The organism is Pedobacter riviphilus (assembly GCF_014692875.1).
Classification (GTDB): Bacteria; Bacteroidota; Bacteroidia; order Sphingobacteriales; family Sphingobacteriaceae; genus Pedobacter; species Pedobacter riviphilus.
Map to the genome: position 1 here is coordinate 5,748,624 of NZ_CP061171.1, position 23,557 is coordinate 5,772,180.

Genomic DNA, 23,557 nt, shown 5'->3' on the forward strand with positions numbered 1-23,557 from the left:
ATGTTGATTTTGACAAATATAAAGAAAGTTGGCTACGGAGGTACAGAAAACCCAGAAGATGGCCTCTTTTTAGCAAGCAACAAAAAAGGCAGCCAATTGGCTGCCTTTTTATGTTATTTTATTAAGTGTTTAATCTGGATCAATTCATGATCTTCAAGATAACGCCATCTGCCACGTGGCAGGTCTTTCTTAGTCAGATTACCATATACTACACGGTCTAATTTTTCTACATTATAACCCAGGTGTTCGAAAATACGGCGAACAATTCTGTTTTTACCACTGTGGATCTGGATGCCGATTTCTTTTTTGGTTCCGCCTGCAACATAAGAAATGTTATCGGGTTTGATCAGTCCATCTTCCAGCTCTAAACCAAAAGCAATTTTGTTTAAATCACCTTGCGATAAAGATTTATCCAATTCAACATTGTAAATTTTGGTAATCCCGTTTTTAGGATGAGATAATTTATCTGCTAAATCACCATCGTTTGTCATCAACAATAAACCTGTTGTATTACGGTCTAAACGGCCTACCGGATAAATGCGCTCACGGCTCGCTTTGTCAACCAATTGCATTACCGTACGGCGCTCCTGCGGATCGTCGGTAGTGGTGATGTAATCTTTTGGTTTATTCAATAAAACGTAAACTTTCTTTTCACGCTTCAATAGTTCACCATTATAGCGCACTAAATCTTTTGCAGGATCAACTTTATGTCCTAATTCGGTAATGGCTTCGCCGTTTACCGTAATAATCCCGGCAGCAATTAGCTCATCAGCCTTACGACGGGAGCAGATGCCTGCATTTGAAATATATCTGTTCAGGCGAATTAGGCCTTTATCTTCATTTGTTTTGCGGCCTTGGGTAATTACAGTACGCTGTGGGCGGTTAAATTCTGTATCTCTTGGCTGTGCCTCTTCACGTTTTCTAAACGGACGGATATCGCCATCTTTCGGTTCTCTTGGCTTTACATCTCTTGAGCTTCCGGCACTTGGTTTAAAGCCATCTGATTTACCTCTCGATTTGAAATCCTTGTATCCACCAGTTCTCGGTTTAAAATCTCTCGAATCTCCATCCTTAGATTTGAAATCGCGTTCTCCTGTTCTTGGCTTGTAATCTCTTGCTCCACCTTCTCTTGGTTTAAAGTCTCTGTCACCTGTTCTGGGTTTATAATCTCTTGAACCTCCTTCTCTTGATTTGAAATCTCTATCCCCGGTTCTTGGTTTATATTCTCTTGATCCATCACCTCTTGATTTGAAGCCGCGGTCTTCTAAAGTTGAACCAGTATCTTTTGATTTAAACTCACGATCGCCAAATTTGAAACTCTGTGGTTCTGAATCTTTCGATTTGAAATCACGTCCGCCTGATCTTGGTTTGAAATCTTTTTTGTCTCCGAAAGATTTTGATTTGAAATCTTTACTGTCTGTGCTTCTAGATCTGAAGCCATCCTTCGAATCGGATGATTTTTTGAATTTGCTGTCTTTGTCGTCTGATCTTCTTCTGTCAGATCCGGCCGAATTACTTCTGCCTTCTGTTCTCCGGCTGCCTGGTTTGGACTTGTCATCCCGACTGTTCCTGTTGTTTTTATTTATCATGATACGCTTTTAACCACATTAAAAATGCGGGCTGCAAATTTATAAAAAATAGCTGAACATAACAACTTCCGGAGCGAAAAAATCGGATAAAAAAATAACCCCTAAAGTAAGAAAAAATGGTTAAAAATCAAAATTGAAAATCGCTGTTTAAAGTGCTTTAAACAGCGATTTTTGCAGGTAATTCTGTAACTATTTGATAATGTGCTTATTATTTTTTAGCTTTGCCAACGTTTTTATATAAGTTCACCAAAAAAAGGAGGAAAATGTTAAAGAAACACATCGTACCATTTGCGGTAGTGGCAACACTATTTATCTTGGCAAAAGTGTTCGCTTACCAAATGCCCTTAGCACAAAAAAGTCTTTTAAAAGAAGAAAAATTAAACACTACAATACCCAAATCTGATAGCCTAAAAGTTGAAAATGCGGAAAAGCCGCTATCTTTAATGGCACAGTTAAATTTTGCAGATGAAACCCTGCCATTAGGCGATAAAAAGGTAGAACGCAAAATGAAAAAAATCCTTGCAGCACACACTTACGGAAACACACAAACCAATAAATTGCATGCAAAAGCTGCAAAATGGTTTCCTGTAATTGAGCCAATTCTTGCTGCCTACGGAATTCCCAACGATTTTAAGTATTTGGCCTTGGTCGAATCTGGAATGGCGGAAGGGGTTTCTCCAAAAGGTGCAGCCGGAATCTGGCAGTTTATGCCAGGCACAGCCCGTACCTATGGATTAAGAGTAAACGGGAATGTTGATGAACGCTATAACTTGCGTAAATCGACTATCGCTGCCTGCAAATACATTAAAGAAATGTATCAGGGACTAGAAAGCTGGACTTTAGTTGCTGCAGCTTACAACATTGGCGACGGACGCCTGCGCAAGCAAATCGATAATCAAAATCAGGATAATTATTACAAAATGAAGCTGAACCGCGAAACCGGTGGCTATGTTTATAAAGTAATCTCCATGAAACAGATTATGGAACATCCGAAACGTTACGGTTACGCAAAACCGAGAGTATTATTGGCCTACAACGGCGAATAACCTAATTAAGATAAAGACAAGCATTTGGTAAGGCGTCCCGGTTTTTGAATCGGGACGCTTTTTTTTGAAAGTGATTACACAGATTGTTGGATTACTTGGATTTTTTGCTAATCACCTTTTCAGGAGCTACTGATAACACAGAAATTTTCCGCATCACGCTAACCAATGAACCAATTGCAAATAAACCAATGAATTTTATTGCCACGGAAGCACAGATTAACACGGAATAGTTTTACCATATAAGAAATAGAAGGTCATTTAATCACATGTGAGTCTAAATACATTGGTTGTTATCATATGTTTTTCATTATTATCAAACACAAATTTGTCTGACCAGTATTTTTCCTAAACCCTAATGATGAACTAATGACCAATGAACGATTGAACTAATAAATCAATTTCCTTTCTTTGTGTTATGTTCAAACTGCGCATTAATAAAATCATAAATCAACCTGGCGATAATATTACTTTTCAATTTGAGGAAGTAGATCAACAATACCCCAAGTATTTAGCCGGTCAGTTTATTTCGTTGGTTTTTCAGGGGAAACATAAGGAAATCAGGCGTTCGTATTCTTTTAATAGCTCTCCTGATGTGGATGAACCTTTGGCCATTACCGTAAAAAGAGTGGAAAACGGAGAAATATCGAGATTTTTGCACCATAAAACTTCGGTAAACGACATTCTGTTGGCGCAAGAACCACAAGGGATGTTCAGTTATTTGCCTGATGAAAACCTGGAGCGTGATCTTTTTCTGTTCGCAGCAGGAGTAGGAATCACGCCATTATTCTCGATTTTGAAAACGGCATTGGTGCGCGAGAAAAAATCGTTGGTTACATTGGTATATAGCAACCGATCGATGGAGGAAGCGTTGTTTTATGATGAGCTGAACGAGTGGCAAAAAAAATATCCTGAAAGGTTAAAGATTGTTTGGGTTTTTAGCAACAGCAAGAACTTAATGACGGCCAGGCTAAATAAATTCTATATCGAAAAACTAATCAAAGAGCATTTACATTTTGATCGAAACAATGCGCTGTTTTATAGCTGCGGACCGATCGTTTATATGGATTTATGCAGGATTACTTTGCTGGGTATGGGCTTCGATATTAAACAGATTAAAAGAGAAACCTTTGTGTTGCCAGAAGATGAGCGGGATGAAGACGACGGTTCTGCAGAAAAAGTTGTCGATAAAAATACTTACTCAATAATTTTAAACTTTAAAGGAGAAATTTATCACCTTGATATTCCTTGGCCAAAAAGAATTCTGGATGTTGCGCTTGAAAATAAAATCAAACTACCTTATAGTTGTCGCGGGGGTGTATGCAGTACCTGTGTGGCCAATTGTACCAAAGGTGGTGTTAGAATGGATTATAATGAAGTGCTTACCGATGATGAATTGGAAAGAGGCAGGGTTTTGGTTTGTACCGGGCACCCAACGGAGAATGAAACGACATTGGAGTGGTAGGTTAGTTCATTTGTTCATTGGTTAGCGTGGTGTTCAGGGTCGGATCGTCATCTCGAGCGGAGATAAACGGAGTAAAGAGATCTTTTAAATTTGTTTAGTAGATCCCGCTTTGAGTGAAGAGCTTAAAAAATCAAAGGTAAAATTTATCTGCGTTATAGTTTATAAACTTCTAAGTTCAAGGTTTTCGCTTCTGATCTTATCAGAATTTAAGTCAATCAGAAGAGAAAGCCGCTCTTTAAGATTTATGTTGTTTGTCCAGAAAGCATTGTCAATTTTTAGTGCTGATTCTAACAGATCGCCTGGATAGAGGTCTCCCTCGGCCAGAATGTCTTTGTTCAAGATTTCTATTGTTATTGGTATTAGATGTTCTAAGCCTATATCTTGGCTAATTAGTGTTCGCAATTGCTCTACAGTAAGCTCATTTATCGGTATTTTTCTATACTCATGGCATCTTTTGATAAGACTAGTTGGGTACTCGTTTTCGTCAGGCCACTTGAGGTTTTCTAAAATTTCAAGTGACTTTTGATTATAAAGTTTTTCTTGTCTGTTTTTTTTCATTCTTATCAAATTGCTCCAAATCTAACTTTAGTTTGTAGGCTAATATAAGTCTTTGATCTAATTAATGAATATGAAATTTGTCTCCTCAATCTTTTCTAGAAATAAAAAACAGTTACTTCATTCTCCGCGTTTATCTGATAGGACGAATTTTTTTATGCTTTTACTCTCTCTTGTTTACCTCTGGTTTCCTTAGAAATAGAAGTCTACATTATGACAATTAATCCTTAATCAAGATTGGTTTTGACTTTCTTTTTGATAAAATTTTTAGCATTTTTGCGGATTGAAATTTTGTCTTTTTAAAGACTCGATTTTGCCTCCAACTTTAAATAAAATATGAGCAACAAATCTATCGACCTCGGCGAGCAAAAAGATGTAGAAGTATATGGTGCGAGGGTACATAATTTAAAGAATATAGATGTAAGTTTTCCGCGCAACCAGCTTGTTGTTATAACAGGTTTAAGTGGTAGCGGTAAATCGTCATTGGCTTTTGATACCATTTACGCGGAAGGACAACGCCGTTATATGGAAACATTTAGCGCTTACAGTCGCCAGTTCATGGGTGGGATGGAACGCCCGGATGTAGATAAGGTTTCCGGTTTGAGTCCGGTTATTGCCATAGAACAAAAAACTACCAGTAAAAACCCACGCTCTACTGTAGGTACCATTACAGAGATTTACGATTTTATGCGCTTGCTTTATGCACGTGTTGCCGATGCCTATTCGTACAATACTGGTGAAAAGATGGAGCGGATGAGCGAAGACCAGATTCTGCAGAATATCTTCAATAAATTTGATGGCGTAGCCGTAAATATTCTTGCCCCTGTTGTGAAAGGTAGAAAGGGGCATTACCGCGAACTTTTTGAACAGATCCGCAAACAGGGTTATGTTAAGGTTCGTGTAGATGGAGAAATAAAAGATATTACCGCTAAAATGCAGGTAGATCGCTATAAAATCCACGATATCGAAGTAGTGATTGACCGTTTGATTATTGATGTGAAAGATAAAAAACGCTTGCTAGATTCGCTGCAAACTGCGATGAAAATGGGTAAGGGCGTAATCAAGATCAGTGACAAAGACAATAACGTTGCGCATTTTAGTAAGTTTTTGATGTGTCCAACTACGGGTATATCTTACGATGAGCCCCAGCCAAATAGTTTTTCATTCAACTCGCCTTATGGAGCCTGCGAACGTTGTGATGGTTTGGGTTATATCTTCGTGGTGGACAAAGAATCGGTGATCCCGAATCCTAAACTAAGTATCTTAAACGGCGGTTTGGCGCCATTGGGCGAATATAGAGACATTTGGATGTTCCAGGTATTAAAAGCTTTGGCTAAAAAATACAGTTTCTCGCTTTCTACACCGATCGAAAAACTAAGCGATGAGATAATCAATATCATTTTAAACGGTTCGCCTGATCTGATCAAAGTTGAGGTAGAATACAACAAATGGAACGTTCAGAATTATAACATCACTTTTGATGGAATAATTAAAATGCTCGAAGAGCAAAACGAGAAGAGAAGTGAATCAGCATCTGACGATATGGACGAATTCAGAAAGCTGAAGACCTGTCCGGAATGTCATGGCGCCCGTTTAAAAAAAGAAAGCCTTCATTTTAAGGTTGATGGAAAAAATATTTTCGAGCTTTCATCGATGGATATCAATAATCTTCATCAGTGGTTTGAAAAAGTTGATGAACGCCTTAGCGACCGTCAGAATATTATTGCCAAAGAAATTTTAAAGGAGATTAAAGCCAGGATCGGTTTTTTAACAGATGTAGGTTTAACTTATTTAACTTTAGACCGTACGGCCCGTACACTCTCAGGTGGCGAGGCACAACGTATCCGTTTGGCCACGCAGATCGGTTCGCAGTTGATGAACGTCATGTACATCCTCGATGAGCCAAGTATCGGGCTGCATCAGCGAGATAACGAGCGTTTGATCAATGCACTTAAAAACCTACGTGATCTTGGAAACACTGTTTTGGTGGTAGAGCACGATAAGGATATGATTTTGGAGGCCGATTGGGTAATTGATGTTGGTCCTGGGGCAGGTATCCACGGCGGAACTGTAGTTGCAGAAGGAACGGCAACAGATATCCTAAAATCGAAAACCTTAACAGCCGATTATCTGAATGGTAAAAGGAAAATTGAAACGCCAAAAAACCGCAGAAAAGGAAATGGACATAAATTGTCTATCGTAAAAGCCACCGGGCATAATTTAAAAGAAGTTTCGGTAGATTTTCCTTTGGGGAAATTTATTGCCGTAACCGGGGTTTCGGGCAGTGGTAAATCGAGTTTGATTACAGAAACATTGTATCCGATCTTAAATCATCATTTCTTCAGGGCGAAAAAACAACCTTTGCCTTACGAGAAAATTAATGGATTGAAAGAAATTGATAAGGTGATTGAAATTGATCAGGCGCCTATTGGAAGAACACCCCGTTCTAATCCATCTACTTATACGGGAGTGTTTTCTGATATCCGAAATCTGTTTGTGCAATTGCCTGAGGCAAAAATACGTGGCTATAAACCAGGCCGTTTCTCTTTTAATGTAAAAGGTGGCCGTTGCGAAACCTGCCAGGGAGCTGGTTTAAAGGTAATCGAAATGAATTTCTTGCCTGATGTGCAGGTGCCTTGTGAAGAATGCGGTGGAAAAAGATATAATAGAGAAACCTTAGAAGTTCGTTTCCGTGGAAAATCGATCAGTGATGTGCTGGATATGAGCATCGAAGATGCCTGTAATTTCTTTGAAAATATCCCGATCATTTATAGAAAAATCAAAACATTGAAAGATGTTGGTTTAGGTTATATTACTTTAGGGCAATCGTCGGTTACTTTATCGGGCGGTGAAGCGCAACGTGTTAAACTAGCGACAGAACTTTCCAAAAAAGATACCGGAAAAACCTTCTATATTTTAGATGAACCTACAACAGGACTTCACTTCGAAGATATTAATGTGCTTTTAGGTGTATTGCAAGAATTGGTTGATAAAGGAAATACCATTTTGGTGATCGAACATAATTTAGATGTGGTTAAAGTAGCCGATTGGGTAATTGATTTGGGAGAAGAGGGCGGCGCTGGCGGTGGAAGGATTTTATTCGAAGGCACGCCAGAAGGTTTGATCCAGAACCCGATCAGTTTAACCGGGAAATTTTTGAAAAAGGAAATGGAATACGGTCAGGAGTCGGAAGTCCTTAGTCCAGAGTCTGGAGTCAAAGCACAGAAAAAAAGCAAAGCTGGAAAGAAATAGAATTCCTTGTGCAGGTGTCAAGTACCGAGTATCAAGAGCAGACAAATCCATCTTGATACCTGATACTTATTACTTGATACCTATAACTTGATACTTAATACTATAAAAAAAAAGCATGATCTTCACCGATACCCATACCCATTTATATTACGAGCAAGATGCCGAGAAACAAGCGCAGTTGATGGAACGCTGTTTCGAGAACAACGTTAATCGTTTGTTTTTGCCTAATGTTGATGTAAAATCAATTGCCATGATAGATCATCTTGTGGCGAAATATCCGGCAAATTGTTTTGCAATGGCGGGTTTACATCCTTGTGATGTGAAGGAAGATTATCTTGCTCAATTAGACGAAATCTACAATAGTATTTCTGGTCGGAAAATTTATGCCATTGGCGAGATCGGGATCGATTTGTATTGGGATAAAACTACCTTGGCCATTCAGCAAGATGCTTTTCGTAAACAGATTACCTGGGCAAAAGATTTAGGTTTACCAATTGTAATCCATTGTCGCGAAGCTTTCGATGAGGTTTTCGAACTTCTGGAAAGCGAAAGAGACGAAAAACTGCGTGGTATTTTTCATTGTTTTACTGGCAATTTAGCTCAGGCTAAACAAGCCATTGATTTAAATTTCTATTTAGGTATTGGTGGGGTAGTTACCTATAAAAAAGCGGGTTTGGATCTGGTATTATCAGAAATTCCTTTAGCTAACTTAGTTTTAGAGACAGATTCGCCTTATTTGGCACCAGTTCCTTTCCGTGGCAAACCAAATGAGAGCAGTTATTTGATTTATGTTGCCCAAAAACTGGCCGATATTTACGGTGTTCCTATTGAAGAAATTGCAGATGTAACTACAGAGAATTCGAAGAAAATTTTCGGGATTTAAATGCGCATATTGGTCGGTAAATCGCCGGCTGCAATTTTCTACGTGATTGTCCTACTGAATTTAGTTCGGCATCTTTCTTATCAGGTTCTGAAACAAAACTGATAGCTATCAGATCAGGATGATGATCGTGTGTAATTTCTTGTATTGTAAAATATGGGTGTAAAATTTATTATATTGGCAATATATTAACGTTTTTTGGCTTTTTTATTGTTAATTTAAGAATATAGGCCAATCATTTGTAATTTTTTAGTTTCTTTGCGGTGAGCAACCTTCACCCAACCAAATGACCAAAATACTTATAATTTATACCGGCGGTACCATCGGTATGGTTAACGATCCTACAAATGGGATGTTAATTCCATTTGATTTCCAGCAGATAAAAGAAAACGTTCCTGAATTGAGCCGTTTAGATTACGATTTAGATGTGCATTCCTTCAACCCCGTATTGGATTCTTCAAACATGGATCCTGAAATATGGAAAACATTAGCCGAACTTGTTTATCATAAATATGATCAGTACGATGGTTTTGTTATTCTCCACGGGTCTGATACTATGGCATTTACAGCGTCAGCATTGAGCTTTATGCTCGAAAATCTGGCTAAACCTGTTGTTTTAACCGGTTCACAGCTTCCAATTGGCGAAATCAGAACTGATGCCAAAGAGAATCTGATTACCGCTTTAGAAATTGCAGCGACCAAAGAAGACGGTAAGGCACTTTTTCCGGAGGTTTGCATTTATTTTGATGCGCAATTATTTAGGGGTAACCGATCTATAAAATACAATAGTGAAAAGTTTGAGGCTTTCCGCTCGCCAAATTATCCAATACTTGCTGAAGCAGGTGTTCACCTTCAGTTTTACAGAAATTACATTCTCAAAGCACCAAAAGGAGAATTGAAATTGCATACCAATTTTAATTCGAACATCGGTGTGCTGAAATTATATCCTGGCATAACGCCACAGGCTGTTCAGGCGATAACAGATTCGAAAGTAGATGCCATTATTTTAGAAACTTTCGGCTCTGGCAATACCACAACGGCACAATGGTTTCTAGATAGTTTGCGTCAGGCTATTTTGAATGGAAAAATTATTATCGACATTTCTCAATGTAAAAAAGGTTCAGTTCAGCTGGGCCGTTACGAAACGAGCAGAGAACTGTTGAAAATGGGCGTATTAAGCGGCTACGATTTAACTTTCGAAGCTACGGTAACCAAATTAATGTTCGTTATGGGCTTAGGTTTATCGGTAGAAGAAAGCCGCAAATTAATGGAAGAATCGCTTCGTGGAGAGCTAACTAAAGATTAATGTCGCAAACCTGTGAGGTTTGGAAAAGTTTAGAACCGAAAACTGTAAATTGGAAACAGCAAACTGATTTGGGCGTTCCCCAAGCTACGCAAGGGGCAGGCTTTTCAGGGCTGCGCTTCGCTCCGGTGCCGATGAAGGATCGGCACTGAACCCTTACAATCCCTAACGCAAAACCACCTTTCAAAAACCTATGAGGTATCCTAAAACTAAGAGGTCTGCCCTGGAATAAGTAAAACTTCTGCAATTATGACCATCATCATTTCGGATATAAGTATTTAGCGCTATTTTTGCTAGTAAAGAGGTACAAAGTGTAGGGGTTAAGGCGTAAGGTCATGTCTTGATACTTAATACACAATACTTATTAATCATGAAAATAGAACAAATATATACAGGGTGCCTGGCAGAAGCTGCTTATTACATCGAAAGCGACGGCGAAGCTGCAATTATTGATCCGCTAAGAGAGGTAGGAACGTACTTAAAGAAAGCTGAAAAAGCAGGGGCCACCATTAAATATATTTTTGAAACGCATTTTCACGCCGATTTTGTTTCCGGACATGTAGATCTGGCAGAGAAATCCGGTGCCGAAATTATCTATGGCCCAACTGCTAAAACCGAATTTAAATCGCATATTGCTAAAGATGGCGAACAGTTTAAAATTGGAAAGGTAACCATTACTGCTTTACATACACCGGGGCATACTTTAGAATCGACAACTTACTTACTAAGCGATGAAAATGGAAAAGATTATTGCATTTTTAGTGGCGATACCTTATTTATTGGTGATGTTGGTCGCCCGGATTTAGCGCAGAAAGGTCATTTAACCATGGAAGATTTGGCCGGAATGCTTTACGATTCGTTAAATGAGAAAATAAAACCCTTAGCTGATGATGTAATTGTTTACCCGGCGCATGGTGCAGGTTCTGCCTGTGGCAAAAGTATGAGTAAAGAAACTTTCGATACTTTAGGGCATCAGAAGGAAGTTAATTACGCGTTAAAAGCCGAAACAAAAGAGCAGTTTATTGCAGAAGTAACAGATGGTATTTTGCCACCACCACAATATTTTGCTAAAAATGCGGCCATTAATAAAGGTGGCGTGGAAAGTATTGATGAGGTTTACGAGAAAGGGTTAAATGCTTTAACGCCTCAGCAGTTTGAAGATACTGCAAACCAAACGGGTGCAATTATGCTTGATACCCGCGATCCGCAGGTTTTTGCGAAAGGTTTTATTCCAAATTCAATCAATATTGGCCTTAACGGACAGTTTGCACCTTGGGTTGGTGCTTTAATTACCGATTTACAGCAGCCAATTTTACTGATTACAGATCAAGGTAAGGAAGAGGAGACCATTACCCGCTTAACCCGCGTAGGGTACGATAGTACCATTGGTTATTTAGATGGTGGTTTCGAAAGATGGACAGATGCTGGCAAGGAAATCGATACGATTGAATCAATCTCTGCTGAGGCATTTGAAACAGCTAGTCTTAACGGAGAAATTACAGCACTTGATGTACGCAAGCCAGGTGAATATGAATCAGAACATCTGGAATTTACGCTGAGCCGCCCGTTAGATTTTATTAACGACTGGACTGGCGAGATCAATCCAAAATCTACCTATTATATTCACTGTGCAGGTGGCTACCGCTCGATGATTGCTGCTTCCATCTTAAAATCGCGTGGGGTAGAAAATGTGATCGATGTTGCAGGCGGTTACGGCGCAATTAAAAATACTGGTTTAAAAAGAACCGATTTCGCCTGCCCAAGCAAAGCAATGAAAGTTTAATAGAAAGCAATTGTCACATTGAGCTTCCCGATAAATCGGGACATGTAGTCGAAATACAATTAGGGTTCTTCGACAAACTCAGAATGACACCTAAGATATAACCATTTGGCAAATCAAAATCATTACGACGTATTAATTATCGGTGCTGGCCCGATAGGGATGGCTTGTGCAATTGAAGCCCAAAAAGCAAATCTAAGCTATGTAATTGTAGAGAAAGGTGCTTTGGTGAACAGTCTGTTCAATTATCCTGTATTTATGACCTTCTTTTCTACTTCTCAAAAGTTAGAAATTGGAGGGGTGCCTTTTGTAACCATCAGTCCGAAGCCTAACCGTAATGAAGCGGTTGAATATTACCGTCGTGTGGCCGAAAAATTTGATTTAAATATTCATCTTTTTGAAAGCGTAAAGCAGGTGGTTAAAAACGATAGCAATGTTTTCGAAATCAATACCTCTAAAACCAACTATACAGCTAACAATGTAATTGTGGCCACTGGCTTTTATGATGTGCCTTTAGTGATGAATGTTCCAGGAGAGGATTTACCGAAAGTAACGCATTATTACAAAGATCCGCATTTATATGCTTTTCAGAATGTAGTAGTGGTTGGTGCCAATAACTCTGGCGTAGATGCTGCTTTAGAAACGTATCGGAAAGGTGCAAAGGTAACTATGGTAGTACGCAGCGGCGATCTTGGCCCTCATGTTAAATATTGGGTACGTCCGGATATACAGAACAGGATTAAAGAAGGTGAAGTTAAGGCACTTTTCAATTCTGAACTTGTTGAAATAAGAGAAGGTGAAGTCGATATCAAAACACCAGAGGGAATAAAAACCATCCCGAACGATTTTGTAATTGCCATGACGGGTTATCAACCAGATTTTGGGATGCTGAGGAGATTTGGCGTCGAATTGCCTGAAACGCTTTGTCCGGTTTACAACGAAGAAACAATGGAAACCAATGTAAAAGGTTTGTATTTGGCGGGTGTAGTTTGCGGTGGGTTAGATACCCATAAACTTTTTATCGAAAACTCAAGGGTGCACGCCGAAATGATTGTGAAGAATATTCTGAGTTAATTTCTTACGAAGTTTAGCCTGGGGATTAATGTAGGATAACTTCGTAAGTCTTTAAAGTTAATTACCCTTGTATTTTCCATATTTATAAGCCGCAAACAACATTAACGCGATGACTATAATCTGAAATAAAATGAGAAAATTGATTGGCGTTAAAAAAGTAGAAAAAAAGCCCTCATCAGGTAGTATGTCAGGGGCTGATTTTGTTTGGAGTGATAGCGGAGGGTAAATTTTCCACCCGCGCCGTGATGGGAAATTAAGAAAAGCCAATAATGGAGTTGCTCTAATTATTAAGGCCGTGAAGCTTAAACCTAAGATTGAAAAAATTAAAAATGGTAACTTTCGATTAAAAGAATACCTCTTTTCTTTAAGGAAATAGAGTATAAAAGAGAAAACAATAAAAAACCAGATTAAAAAGTGCTGGCTAGCCACAACAAAATAGGTGTCGTGCAGATTTAGATCAATAGAGTCGCTGAAGATTGTTTTCCCAAATAGGGCAAAACCTATAATTATTGTAAATATCGTACAGCTTAAAATCCATAAAATTTCCTGCAGTAATGGTTTGTTTTTCATAAAGAGCGTGATTTAGATTTATTTTGTAAATATGTCAGTCGTCATGCTGAACTTGTTTCAGCATCTAATTAGCAATAATATAGACCCTGAAATAAATTCAGAGTGACGAGCACCGCTTGATAAAATTTAATTAATGAACCGGAACCTTTAACGTGCTCCCCACAAAACTTTCAATGGCCCCATTTACACTAGGCAAATCTTTCGAAGTAATATATGATCCCATTACGTGATTTCCTGCGTTGGGGATAGCTACTTTTCTTTTTAAATGAGTCGGTGTACCCAGTTCATCGAACATTTTCAGCATAGCATCTACACGCACTACAGGATCTTGCTCGAGTTCATTTTTGTAATAATAGAGCATTAAAACGGGTTGTTTTACTTTTTGAAAAGTAGATTTTATCATACTGCTCTCGATAAATTCTTCCAGTTCTACTAAAGATTCGAGGCGGTAATTGGTATACCAGTATTTTTTATATTCGTCAGTACGATCGTCTACTTTGCGTTCATCGCCACCCACCACTTTTCTGGCAATCTGTAAGCCCCATGGATTATTCAAAAGCCAGGCATTTTTATCGTTAATGGCCACATTTGGCGACAATAAAATTAAACTGTTAATTTCAGGATAGGTTGCCGCTAGTTTTAAAGCGACAGTTCCACCGGTAGAAGTGCCAACTAAAATCACCTTTTTCCCTAATTTTTTACCGATGGCATAAGCTTGTTTACTGGTTTCCCAAAGGCGATCGGCGGTAAAATATTGCATAGGCGCAAGTGTATCAATGCCATGGTCGGCCAAACGCGCTAAATATAAATTAGCATTTAGTTCTTTTGCTAAATTGAGGTAAACGGGGTTTCCCTCTGTTTTTGAAGCCGAAAAACCATGGAGGTAAACAATGGCATACTCGGTTTGCTTGTGCAGGGGATCAGCCCAGATGATTTCAGCTTCGTTACCCGGTTTTATTTTGTGCATCGATTCTATGCTGGCCACATAACGGTCTAAATCTTCCAGATCGGGAACCTGGGTGAGTTCTTTGTTATAAACTGGTTTTTTGGGTTTTGGCCCGAGTAGGTAGCCTGCAACAATTAATGCCGAAAGGCCGATAAGTACTTTGTAGCGTTTTTTCATATTAGGCACCAAATATTGATTTAAATGTAAAATTTGAAATTAAATAAAACTAATATTTTTGAGGAATTAATTATCGTATCTAGGGGCTTTTGTTTGCATTTGTCCATAATGTTAAACCTGATGGCACCAAATAACCCGCAGACCGAAGCATGAGAGCGTAAACTACGGGCAGTAGCAGGAGAAAAGATGTTGAGGATTACTGTTATTGCTTTTCAAATCCTGAATAATACGAATACACATTACCTTTTTATGGGAAATTAGCTTAAGTTTGCAATCAAAATTTTTCGACTTAATGCCGGGAATCGAACAGATAAAAACACCTATTGCTGCTGATATTAAAGCGTTTGAAAAAACCTTTAAAGAATCTATGCATAGCGACGCACCGTTGCTGGATAGGATTACCCATTATATTGTAAAGCAAAAGGGTAAACAAATGCGACCAATGTTCGTGTTTTTTGCGGCTAAGCTATGTGGTGGAATTACAGAATCAACCCATCGCGGGGCTGCTTTGGTAGAGCTTTTACATACGGCTACTTTGGTGCATGATGATGTGGTAGACAATGCTTACGAGCGCCGTGGCTTTTTCTCTATCAATGCTTTATGGAAAAACAAGATTGCCGTTTTAGTTGGCGATTACCTGTTGGCTAAAGGATTGTTGCTTTCGGTAAACAATAACGAACACCGTTTGTTACAGATTGTATCGGAAGCGGTGAAACAGATGAGCGAGGGCGAACTTTTGCAGGTAGAAAAGGTGCGGAGGATGGATATTTCAGAAGATTTATATTTTGATGTGATCCGCCAGAAAACCGCTTCTTTAATTGCTTCTTGTTGCGCTGCGGGCGCTGCTTCGGCAGGTGCTGATGATGAAACGATAGAAAAAATGCGTCTGTTTGGCGAAAAAGTAGGAATTGCATTTCAGATTAAAGACGATACTTTCGATTTCGGGACAGATGATGTAGGCAAACCTTTGGGTATTGATATCAAAGAGAAGAAAGTAACACTGCCTTTAATTTATGCGCTGAATAAAGCCGAAAAAACTGAACGTAAAAAAATGATTAACCTGGTGAAAAACCACCAGGACGATCCGGTTAAAATTCAGCAGATTATAGATTTCGTAAATGCCCATGAAGGTGTGTATTACGCGAACCAGAAAATGTTGGAATACCAGCATTCAGCTTTCGATATCCTGCACAGTTTTGAGGCAGGCGAAGCACGAACTGGTTTAGAACAACTTGTACTGTACACCACTGAACGTAAAAAATAATGAGTAACGAATTACTTTTTAGCTTAGGTTTTCTTCTTTTTATTGTGCTGATTCTTGCTTTAGATCTTGGTCTTTTTAGCAGAAAAGAACATGTGGTGAGCTTAAAACAGGCTGGAGTAATGAGTTTGGTCATGGTGGCTTTGGCCATCAGTTTTTACTTTATTCTGTTAACCGAAGGGCACCAGCTCCATGGAATAAAGGATTTTGCACATCTTAAAGAAATTGTAATTAGCCATCAGCATCATATTAAGCTGGTTCCTGATGATTTTGAAGGGAGTTTGGCGATTTATAGACAAAACCTCGGCTTAGAGTTTTTGACGGGTTATGTAATTGAGTATGCACTTTCGGTAGATAATATTTTTGTGATCGTACTCGTTTTCTCTGCTTTCGCTGTTGAAGAAAAATATTACCACCGTGTATTGTTCTGGGGTATTTTAGGTGCCATTATCATGCGTTTCATCTTCATTTTTGTTGGTGCAGCATTAATTGCAAAATTTGCCTGGATCCTCTATTTGTTTGGTGCTTTCCTTGTTTTTACTGGTGTAAAAATGTTCTTCAGCAAAGATGAAGATGATAAGATTGATCCCGAAAATCATCCGGTGGTTAAATGGGCCTCGAAAATATTTTCTATTCATCCAAAGTATGAGGGTAAAAAATTCTTTGTAAAAATTAATCATAAAACATTGGTTACGCCATTGTTTTTGGTGCTGCTGATTGTTGAGTTTACCGATCTTTTATTCGCTGTAGATTCTATTCCGGCTATTTTTGCAGTGACGAAAGATCCTTACATTGTATTTTTCTCTAATATTTTTGCCATCATGGGTTTACGTTCCATGTTCTTCCTGTTGGTGAATATCATCCATAAATTCCATTATTTAAAAACCGGATTAGCCGTACTATTGGCATTTATCGGGATAAAAATGTTGGGGCATACTTATCTGGAGAAATGGGGCTTCACTACCGAGCATTCTTTGATCGTGATTCTGAGTATCTTAGTGATTAGTATAGTGGCTTCTTTGGCTTTTCCGAAGAAAAAGGCACACGTTAAGCTATAGGTATTAATAGCTAAGGCTATTGTCATTACATTTTCATGTACAAGACATTATAACCTTTAATTTCTTCTGCAATTAAATTTTTAGCCTTTACTTTTCCTCATAATCTATTAATTTAGCGCAGTAGTTATTTTATAATCGGAATGCTACTCCTACACGGCTAAATTGATCTGCATTATGATACCTTTCAGTAACCTACTAGTTTTTTCTTTGGCAGCTTTGATATTGGTGATAAGTCCCGGGCCAAACATGTTGTACCTTATTTCCAGGTCTATTACCCAGGGTAAAAAAGCAGGGTTGATCTCTTTGGCCGGTGTAATCTGCGGTTTTCTTTTCCATATTGTAATGGTATCTTTTGGTTTAACAGCTGTGCTTTTCGCAGTACCCTATGCTTATGATACTTTGAGGATTCTTGGTGTTTTATACTTATTGTACCTGGCCTATCAAGCCGTTAAACCCAATAGCAAAAGTATTTTTGAAGCCCCGCAAGATTTACCACACGATAAACCGTCTAAGTTATTCAGTATAGGTTTTTTAACCAATGTGCTAAATCCAAAAGTGGCAGTTTTTTATCTTTCGTTTTTTCCTCAATTTATAAAATCCGAATATGGTTCTGTTATGACCCAAAGTTTGCAGCTTGGTATTACGCAGGTTTTGGTAAGCTTTACCATTAATTTAATTATTGTACTATCTGCTTCAAAAGTGGCGGTATTTTTTGCCAAAAGTCCGAAATGGGTTAAAGTCCAAAAATGGTTTATGGCAAGCGTGTTAATGGGTTTGGCATTTAAAATGGCATTAAGCAAAGCAAAATAAGCGTTACAGCTAGTAATCTCTGGCTAAAATTTGTACTTTCAGCAACTAAACTATTATTCCTAATGAAATATCTTTTCGCTTCAGCGCTTCTTTGTACCACTTTGTTTGTAAATGCCCAGGATAAATTCGGTGATGTTTTTGCCAAGATCAATGCCGATGTACAGCAAAATTCAAAAGCTTATCAAACACTTAAATATGAAACCGAAACTATCGGTCACCGTTTAACGGGTTCTACAAACGGCGCAAAAGCCGAGCAATATGCTTTTGATTTATTAAAATCTTATGGCTGCGAGGTGAAATTTCAACCTTTTGAAGTAGAAAGCTGGGCCAGAAAAACCATCAGCGTAGAAATTGGTAACGATAAAAACAACCTGACCAAAATGAAAGCGGTTACCTTAGCACATTCGCCGGTTAGTGCAGACGTTACTGGCGAAATAGTAGATGCAGGTAATGGATTGGAGGCAGACTATCAAGCCAGTCCGGAGAAGTTTAAAGGTAAAATTGCACTGATTTATCTTGGTGTATTACCCGGTTCTCCTGCTGGGACAAAATCATTGCACCGCTCGGAAAAGACCGCTATTGCAACAAAATATGGAGCCATTGGGGTGATTATTATCAACACCGTAAAAGATGGGGTACTTTTAACCGGAACCGCTTCGGTAACGGGTAAATTAATTTCAATCCCTGCAGTTTGTATCGGTTTAGAAGATGGTACAGCTTTGAAGGAAAAAATTAAATCGCAGCCGCAGATCGCGCATATCGCCATGACCAATTTCTCAGGTTTGATTAAAGCTAGAAACGTAGTGGCTACTTTTAAGGGAACAGAATGGCCGAAAGATAAAATTGTTGTGGGCGGACATTTGGATAGCTGGGATTTGGCAACCGGAGCAATCGATAACGGTATAGGTTCTTTCGCCATTATGGATATGGCACGGACTTTTAAAAAACTGAATTTAAAAACCAAACGTACCGTAGAGTTTGTGCTGTTTATGGGTGAGGAACAAGGTTTGTTAGGCTCTAAAGCTTATATCGATCAGGCTAAGAAAGACAAAACATTAAGCCAGGTTAAGTTTATGTTGAACTATGACATGACCAACGATCCAAAAGGTTTTTCTACCTCACGTGCAGAAATGAAAGATTTGTTTACGGCTTGGGGAGCTGATATTGTAAAAATAGATACCGGTTTCAAAAATCTGTTTAATGCTGGTGCAGGTTTGCATAGCGATCATCAGCCATTTATGTTAGAGGGGATACCTACAGGTGGTGGTTTTGGTGGTAAACTACCAAACAATTCTGGCCCATTTTATCATTCAGATGGCGATAGCTTTAAATTGGTAGATGAGCAAGAGCTTAAAAATACAGTGCGTTACAGCGCCATGTTAACTTACGCTTTAGCCAATACGCCGAAAATTCCGGTTGGTGTGCAGGGCGAAGAAGAATTAAGGGCTTTCTTGGAATCTCAAAACCTAAAAGAGCCGCTGAGTATTGCTGGTGAGTGGAGATGGAAATAATAATTTGATGGATTTCTTGCCTTTTCCCTTCGGGGAATTGTGCTGCTAGCAGAAATAAAAAAACTCAAAACCTCGAAATAAAAAACACAGGTAAAGTTAATGGCGACATTAAAACAGAGGCTATTGAAATTGAGCTAGGCGCACAATACAATGGAAAACTCGAAATGCACCAACCAGGTAAAACTGAAAATAAAGTAGCGGTGAAAGCGTAGGTCTCATCTATTGGTTGGTGTCTCACCAACCAACATAATCCAACTCGGCATTAACCGCTAATATAGCTTTCCAATTGCGAAATGGTCTGTTTTTGATCTGCAATAATAAATTTTACCACATCACCGATGGAGACCATCCCTTTTACTTCACTGTTTTCTACAACCGGTAAATGACGGATGTGTTTATCTGTCATTAGTTCCATGCAATAATCAATACTATCGCTTAAATTAATGGTGATCGGACTACTCGTCATTGCTTCTTTAATCAAGGTATCTTTTGATGATTTGCCTTGAAGGATGATTTTTCTGGCATAATCGCGTTCCGTAAAAATGCCGTGTAGCCGATCATTTTCCATGACCAATACCGCGCTGATATTTTTTTCTGTCATTACTTTTAAAGCATCTAAAACAGAAATATTTTCTGATACCGAGATAATCCGTACCTGTTTGGTATCTAACAAGTGTTTTACGCTTTTCATAAAACTTAATTTGGTTATAACAATTTAAGAAATAATTAGCTGTAAATCAAAGTTTTATTTTAGGTTGTTCTCGGGTTTACAAACGGAGCACAGTTTTATGTAATCTAAACCTGACAGGAACGGCAGCTCTCAATTGAAAATTGGGACTATAGTGGATGGCAGGGCCGAAGCTGAGCTAAGAACTACAGGACTTGCTTTTCAAAAAATAGCTAAGACATGAAGTATTGGAACTGGTGTTGAAAAAATAGAAGTACTATTTTACAATCTGTAAACTCGCTTGTACTTTTAATTATTTGGCTTTCACAAAGGGATGTGGTAACTTTGCATCACATTTAAAAACAAATAATTATGTCATCAGTAGAGACAACTTATATCCCTTACAAAGTTAAGGACATTTCACTGGCAGAATGGGGCCGTAAAGAAATCGAATTAGCCGAAGCAGAAATGCCAGGTTTAATGAGCTTACGTAAAGAATTCGGTCCATCACAACCGCTAAAAGGTGCGCGTATTGCAGGCTGTCTGCACATGACTATCCAAACGGCGGTATTAATCGAAACATTGGTGGCCCTTGGTGCTGAAGTTACCTGGTCATCTTGCAATATTTTTTCAACTCAGGATCACGCTGCTGCTGCAATTGCTGCAGCTGGCATTCAGGTTTATGCCTGGAAAGGTTTAAACGAAGAAGAATTCGACTGGTGTATTGAGCAAACTTTACACTTCGGTCCGGAGCAGCAACCATTAAACATGATTTTGGATGATGGTGGCGACTTAACCAATATGGTTTTCGACCGTTTCCCTGAATTAATTGCGAACATTAAAGGTTTATCAGAAGAAACCACTACCGGTGTTCACCGCTTATACGAAAGAATGAAAAACGGAACATTGCACTTACCTGCAATTAACGTAAACGATTCGGTTACCAAATCTAAATTCGATAACAAATACGGTTGCCGTGAATCATTGGTTGATGCGATCCGTCGTGCTACTGATGTAATGATGGCTGGTAAAGTGGCTGTTGTTTGTGGTTATGGTGATGTGGGTAAAGGTTCAGCAGAATCGTTAAGCTCGCAAGGTGTACGTGTTATTGTTACCGAAATTGATCCGATCTGTGCTTTACAGGCTGCAATGGAAGGTTATGAAGTTAAAAAACTGGCTAATGCCATTAAAGAAGCAGATATTGTAGTAACCACTACCGGTAACTGTGATATCGTTCGCGAACAACATTTCAGAGCATTAAAAGATAAGGCAATTGTTTGTAACATCGGTCACTTTGATAACGAAATCGATATGGCTTGGTTAAACGGTGCTTATGGCGATACCAAAGTGGAGATTAAACCTCAGGTTGATAAATATACCATCGATGGTAAAGATGTAATCATCTTAGCCGAAGGTCGTTTGGTTAACTTAGGCTGTGCAACTGGTCACCCAAGTTTTGTAATGAGTAACTCATTTACCAACCAAACTTTGGCTCAATTAGAGCTTTGGACCAACACTGGCGCTTACGAAAACAAAGTATATACTTTGCCTAAACATTTAGATGAAAAAGTTGCCCGTTTACACTTAGAAAAAATCGGTGTAGAATTAGATGTTTTGGATCAACACCAGGCTGATTATATCGGTGTACCGGTAGAAGGTCCTTTCAAAGCAGACACTTACAGGTACTAGTCCTGAGTCTTCAGTCGAGAGTCTGAAGTCGATATTATGAAGAGGGATGTGCAAATTGCATATCCCTTTTTTTATTCCTCTCTCCCCGGGGGGCTGCAAGGCAGGGTGTCACTAAAGCTTAGGTGAGTTTCTTGTTTTTTAGAAAACGTTGGTTCCTGTTTTCTTCGGAGGTTTCAGTCCTGCTGTACACTTTATCCCGATGGAAGAATCGGGGTGCTCGTTCCCATCAGGTTTATTTTATGGCAGATTGTGATTCTTTTGCTGCGGAAAACTTACATTTGAAAAAAGAAAAGAGATGAAAAAGTTAATATTTGCATTAGCTCTTGGTGTATTCGCAGTTTCTGCAAATGCTCAAACCGCTCCTAAAAAAACTGAAACAGCAAAAGTAATCACTAAACAAACAGTAGATATTGCCTGTGGCGAATGCCAGTTTAAAATGAAAGGTAAAGACTGCGAGTTAGCAGTAAAAATTGACGGTAAATCTTATTTTGTTGATGGAAAAGGGATTGATGATTTTGGCGATGCCCATGGCGAACATGGTTTTTGTAATGCCGTAAGCAAAGCAGAAGTTACCGGCGAAATTGTGAATAACCGTTTTAAAGCCAAAGAAATAAAGTTATTGCCAGTTAAGAAATAGTTTTACTGCAAAGAAGGCAAAGCTTTTCGCAAGGGGCGCTGAGCTGGATTGAAAACTATCTGAATGCAGCTTTGCACACTCCGCGTTTTTCTCTGCGTTATTTGCGGTTAAAAACGCGATAGGTTATTCAAATTCCTTTTCCAAACCCTGTCTTAAATCAAAAAGCAACCATTGTTTATTCTTCACGTCAGCTTGTTTCGCTTTTAGTAACTGGATAAAATCTTTCACACCTATTTCTTCATTTCCATTACCGTGGATCAGTACAATGCTTCCCGCATTAGGCTGCTGCCCTTTGGCCAGCCAGGCATCACTGCCAACAGGAATTAATCCGTAGGCCTCGATTTTTTCGACTATGGTTTTATCCGATACCAAACCGGGGAAACGGAAAAATACCGATGGGGTTAATCCATTTTTAAGCATCAACTTTTCATTTTCCAACACCTCCACATCTAAATTGGTTCCAGGTGCCAATAAAAAGTTTTCAGCTAAGGGCAGCTTATTTACCTCATGGTTGTAGGTATGGTTTACCCAGGTAATGTTCAGTTCTTTTTTTTCAACCAGACTTTTTAGCCAGTTCAGGTCATCCTGATGTTTAAGCATCCATTTGCCCGAAACAGAAATCGCGAGTGGCGCAGGCTGTTCTATTTTTTTAAATTCATCGAATACAGCCTGAAAAATAATCCTGTCTAAAGCCTTATGTGATGGACAAAGATCGATCGTTAAAGTAATGCCCTTTTCGTTTGGAATGGCATGATCAATCCCCGCATTTTGAAGCTGCAGATCTTTAGCGGCCGCGGCTTCTATTGATTTAATGTATGCCGTGTTTTTGAAAATTGCCAATACATTCTGGAACTGCAAGCTGCTTGTGGTATAATTACTGGCCAGATCTACTTTTGTATCTAAAGTTTCTGGATTCACCAGCAATAAATATTTTTGATTATTTGCGGTGAAACTTCTTGACGCAATCAGTTTCTCATTACTGCGGGACGCTATGGCAAAATTAACCTTATAACGTTTAACATCATCAAAATTCTGTGCGAAAATTTTCAAACTGAAAAAGCAGATATAAAAAAAAGTGAGGAGTAAAGATTTAGATAACTTCATATTTCCTTATTTAAAATCTTTCTAATTTAAGCCAAATCCATTATCTTTACAAACATCGCCATGAACAAAGAAAAAGTAAAATTGTGGTTTAAGCGGGTGGGGCTAGTGGGGTTTCTATTCTTCCTGATTAAAGGATTAATATGGCTTGTTGTGTTCTATTTTATCGGCAAAAACGTTGCTTAAATT

At 38.7% G+C, this 23,557-nt stretch carries 19 protein-coding genes; 14 read left to right on the forward strand and 5 right to left on the reverse strand.

Going from position 1 to position 23,557, the window contains the following annotated elements; all coding sequences use genetic code 11:
* Positions 1 to 113: 113 nt before the first annotated feature.
* Positions 114 to 1,589, reverse strand: coding sequence for a pseudouridine synthase (locus H9N25_RS23855; protein WP_190327465.1), 1,476 nt, complete (start codon positions 1,587 to 1,589; stop codon positions 114 to 116).
* Between the two features lie 263 nt (positions 1,590 to 1,852).
* Between H9N25_RS23855 and H9N25_RS23860 the strand changes: the two genes are divergently transcribed.
* Both H9N25_RS23860 and H9N25_RS23865 read left to right on the forward strand, forming a co-directional pair.
* Complete coding sequence (locus H9N25_RS23860; protein ID WP_190327466.1) at positions 1,853 to 2,635, forward strand: lytic transglycosylase domain-containing protein; 783 nt, start codon at positions 1,853 to 1,855, stop codon at positions 2,633 to 2,635.
* A 415-nt stretch (positions 2,636 to 3,050) separates the two neighbouring features.
* Complete coding sequence (locus H9N25_RS23865) at positions 3,051 to 4,097, forward strand: ferredoxin--NADP reductase (protein WP_190327467.1); 1,047 nt, start codon at positions 3,051 to 3,053, stop codon at positions 4,095 to 4,097.
* A 159-nt stretch (positions 4,098 to 4,256) separates the two neighbouring features.
* On the opposite strand, the gene H9N25_RS23870 is transcribed toward H9N25_RS23865, so the two are convergent.
* Positions 4,257 to 4,655, reverse strand: a complete 399-nt coding sequence (locus tag H9N25_RS23870; protein WP_190327468.1) for a contact-dependent growth inhibition system immunity protein — start codon at positions 4,653 to 4,655, stop codon at positions 4,257 to 4,259.
* Positions 4,656 to 4,988: 333 nt separating this feature from the next.
* Here H9N25_RS23870 and uvrA point away from each other — a divergent pair, with 333 nt between their 5' ends.
* The 5 genes from uvrA to H9N25_RS23895 all read left to right on the forward strand — a co-directional run bounded on the left by uvrA (position 4,989) and on the right by H9N25_RS23895 (position 12,941).
* Positions 4,989 to 7,904: an excinuclease ABC subunit UvrA gene (uvrA, locus tag H9N25_RS23875; protein WP_190327469.1), complete on the forward strand. Its 2,916-nt coding sequence runs from the start codon at positions 4,989 to 4,991 to the stop codon at positions 7,902 to 7,904.
* Positions 7,905 to 8,019: 115 nt separating this feature from the next.
* Positions 8,020 to 8,787, forward strand: a complete 768-nt coding sequence (locus H9N25_RS23880) for a TatD family hydrolase (RefSeq protein WP_190327470.1) — start codon at positions 8,020 to 8,022, stop codon at positions 8,785 to 8,787.
* A gap of 283 nt (positions 8,788 to 9,070) precedes the next feature.
* Entirely contained in the window at positions 9,071 to 10,090 is a 1,020-nt protein-coding gene (locus tag H9N25_RS23885) for an asparaginase (RefSeq protein WP_167296531.1), read from the forward strand.
* A gap of 367 nt (positions 10,091 to 10,457) precedes the next feature.
* Positions 10,458 to 11,870, forward strand: coding sequence for an MBL fold metallo-hydrolase (locus H9N25_RS23890; protein WP_190327471.1), 1,413 nt, complete (start codon positions 10,458 to 10,460; stop codon positions 11,868 to 11,870).
* A 105-nt stretch (positions 11,871 to 11,975) separates the two neighbouring features.
* Complete coding sequence (locus H9N25_RS23895) at positions 11,976 to 12,941, forward strand: YpdA family putative bacillithiol disulfide reductase (RefSeq protein ID WP_190327472.1); 966 nt, start codon at positions 11,976 to 11,978, stop codon at positions 12,939 to 12,941.
* A gap of 700 nt (positions 12,942 to 13,641) precedes the next feature.
* On the opposite strand, the gene H9N25_RS23900 is transcribed toward H9N25_RS23895, so the two are convergent.
* The gene (locus H9N25_RS23900; protein WP_167296534.1) at positions 13,642 to 14,634 is read right to left on the reverse strand and encodes an alpha/beta hydrolase; all 993 of its coding nucleotides are present in this window, start codon (positions 14,632 to 14,634) and stop codon (positions 13,642 to 13,644) included.
* Between the two features lie 292 nt (positions 14,635 to 14,926).
* Between H9N25_RS23900 and H9N25_RS23905 the strand changes: the two genes are divergently transcribed.
* From H9N25_RS23905 to H9N25_RS25530, 5 genes are all read left to right on the forward strand, one after another.
* Positions 14,927 to 15,898 carry a polyprenyl synthetase family protein gene (locus H9N25_RS23905; RefSeq protein WP_167296535.1) on the forward strand — a complete coding sequence of 324 codons (972 nt, stop codon included), beginning with the start codon at positions 14,927 to 14,929 and terminating at the stop codon, positions 15,896 to 15,898.
* Positions 15,898 to 16,953, forward strand: a complete 1,056-nt coding sequence (locus H9N25_RS23910) for a TerC family protein (RefSeq protein ID WP_190327473.1) — start codon at positions 15,898 to 15,900, stop codon at positions 16,951 to 16,953. Before H9N25_RS23905 ends, H9N25_RS23910 begins: the two co-directional genes overlap by 1 nt.
* Before the next feature lie 174 nt (positions 16,954 to 17,127).
* Entirely contained in the window at positions 17,128 to 17,763 is a 636-nt protein-coding gene (locus H9N25_RS23915; RefSeq protein WP_190327474.1) for a LysE family translocator, read from the forward strand.
* A gap of 62 nt (positions 17,764 to 17,825) precedes the next feature.
* Complete coding sequence (locus tag H9N25_RS23920; protein ID WP_190327475.1) at positions 17,826 to 19,274, forward strand: M20/M25/M40 family metallo-hydrolase; 1,449 nt, start codon at positions 17,826 to 17,828, stop codon at positions 19,272 to 19,274.
* Positions 19,275 to 19,285: 11 nt separating this feature from the next.
* Positions 19,286 to 19,486, forward strand: a complete 201-nt coding sequence (locus H9N25_RS25530) for a bactofilin family protein (protein ID WP_190329220.1) — start codon at positions 19,286 to 19,288, stop codon at positions 19,484 to 19,486.
* Positions 19,487 to 19,536: 50 nt separating this feature from the next.
* On the opposite strand, the gene H9N25_RS23930 is transcribed toward H9N25_RS25530, so the two are convergent.
* Positions 19,537 to 19,965 carry a CBS domain-containing protein gene (locus H9N25_RS23930; RefSeq protein ID WP_190327476.1) on the reverse strand — a complete coding sequence of 143 codons (429 nt, stop codon included), beginning with the start codon at positions 19,963 to 19,965 and terminating at the stop codon, positions 19,537 to 19,539.
* 348 nt (positions 19,966 to 20,313) lie between these two features.
* Here H9N25_RS23930 and ahcY point away from each other — a divergent pair, with 348 nt between their 5' ends.
* Both ahcY and H9N25_RS23940 read left to right on the forward strand, forming a co-directional pair.
* Entirely contained in the window at positions 20,314 to 21,630 is a 1,317-nt protein-coding gene (gene ahcY / locus H9N25_RS23935) for an adenosylhomocysteinase (RefSeq protein WP_167296541.1), read from the forward strand.
* 295 nt (positions 21,631 to 21,925) lie between these two features.
* Positions 21,926 to 22,267 (forward strand): DUF6370 family protein, encoded by a 342-nt coding sequence (locus H9N25_RS23940; protein WP_147230813.1) that lies wholly within the window; start codon positions 21,926 to 21,928, stop codon positions 22,265 to 22,267.
* Between the two features lie 123 nt (positions 22,268 to 22,390).
* Here H9N25_RS23940 and H9N25_RS23945 read toward each other — a convergent pair whose 3' ends face one another.
* Positions 22,391 to 23,371, reverse strand: coding sequence for a polysaccharide deacetylase family protein (locus H9N25_RS23945; protein ID WP_190327477.1), 981 nt, complete (start codon positions 23,369 to 23,371; stop codon positions 22,391 to 22,393).
* Positions 23,372 to 23,557 lie beyond the last annotated feature (186 nt).

Excerpts from the sequence above, each read along its gene's own strand:
- H9N25_RS23930 (WP_190327476.1), bottom strand. The coding sequence starts at position 19,965 with ATGAAAAGCGTAAAACACTTGTTAGATACCAAACAGGTACGGATTATC.
- H9N25_RS23905 (WP_167296535.1), top strand. The coding sequence starts at position 14,927 with ATGCCGGGAATCGAACAGATAAAAACACCTATTGCTGCTGATATTAAA.
- H9N25_RS23870 (WP_190327468.1), bottom strand. The coding sequence starts at position 4,655 with ATGAAAAAAAACAGACAAGAAAAACTTTATAATCAAAAGTCACTTGAA.
- H9N25_RS23885 (WP_167296531.1), top strand. The coding sequence starts at position 9,071 with ATGACCAAAATACTTATAATTTATACCGGCGGTACCATCGGTATGGTT.
- H9N25_RS23860 (WP_190327466.1), top strand. The coding sequence starts at position 1,853 with ATGTTAAAGAAACACATCGTACCATTTGCGGTAGTGGCAACACTATTT.
- H9N25_RS23900 (WP_167296534.1), bottom strand. The coding sequence starts at position 14,634 with ATGAAAAAACGCTACAAAGTACTTATCGGCCTTTCGGCATTAATTGTT.
- H9N25_RS23890 (WP_190327471.1), top strand. The coding sequence starts at position 10,458 with ATGAAAATAGAACAAATATATACAGGGTGCCTGGCAGAAGCTGCTTAT.
- H9N25_RS23945 (WP_190327477.1), bottom strand. The coding sequence starts at position 23,371 with ATGAAGTTATCTAAATCTTTACTCCTCACTTTTTTTTATATCTGCTTT.
- H9N25_RS23865 (WP_190327467.1), top strand. The coding sequence starts at position 3,051 with ATGTTCAAACTGCGCATTAATAAAATCATAAATCAACCTGGCGATAAT.
- H9N25_RS23910 (WP_190327473.1), top strand. The coding sequence starts at position 15,898 with ATGAGTAACGAATTACTTTTTAGCTTAGGTTTTCTTCTTTTTATTGTG.
- H9N25_RS23915 (WP_190327474.1), top strand. The coding sequence starts at position 17,128 with ATGATACCTTTCAGTAACCTACTAGTTTTTTCTTTGGCAGCTTTGATA.
- H9N25_RS23855 (WP_190327465.1), bottom strand. The coding sequence starts at position 1,589 with ATGATAAATAAAAACAACAGGAACAGTCGGGATGACAAGTCCAAACCA.
- ahcY (WP_167296541.1), top strand. The coding sequence starts at position 20,314 with ATGTCATCAGTAGAGACAACTTATATCCCTTACAAAGTTAAGGACATT.
- H9N25_RS23920 (WP_190327475.1), top strand. The coding sequence starts at position 17,826 with ATGAAATATCTTTTCGCTTCAGCGCTTCTTTGTACCACTTTGTTTGTA.
- H9N25_RS23880 (WP_190327470.1), top strand. The coding sequence starts at position 8,020 with ATGATCTTCACCGATACCCATACCCATTTATATTACGAGCAAGATGCC.
- uvrA (WP_190327469.1), top strand. The coding sequence starts at position 4,989 with ATGAGCAACAAATCTATCGACCTCGGCGAGCAAAAAGATGTAGAAGTA.
- H9N25_RS23940 (WP_147230813.1), top strand. The coding sequence starts at position 21,926 with ATGAAAAAGTTAATATTTGCATTAGCTCTTGGTGTATTCGCAGTTTCT.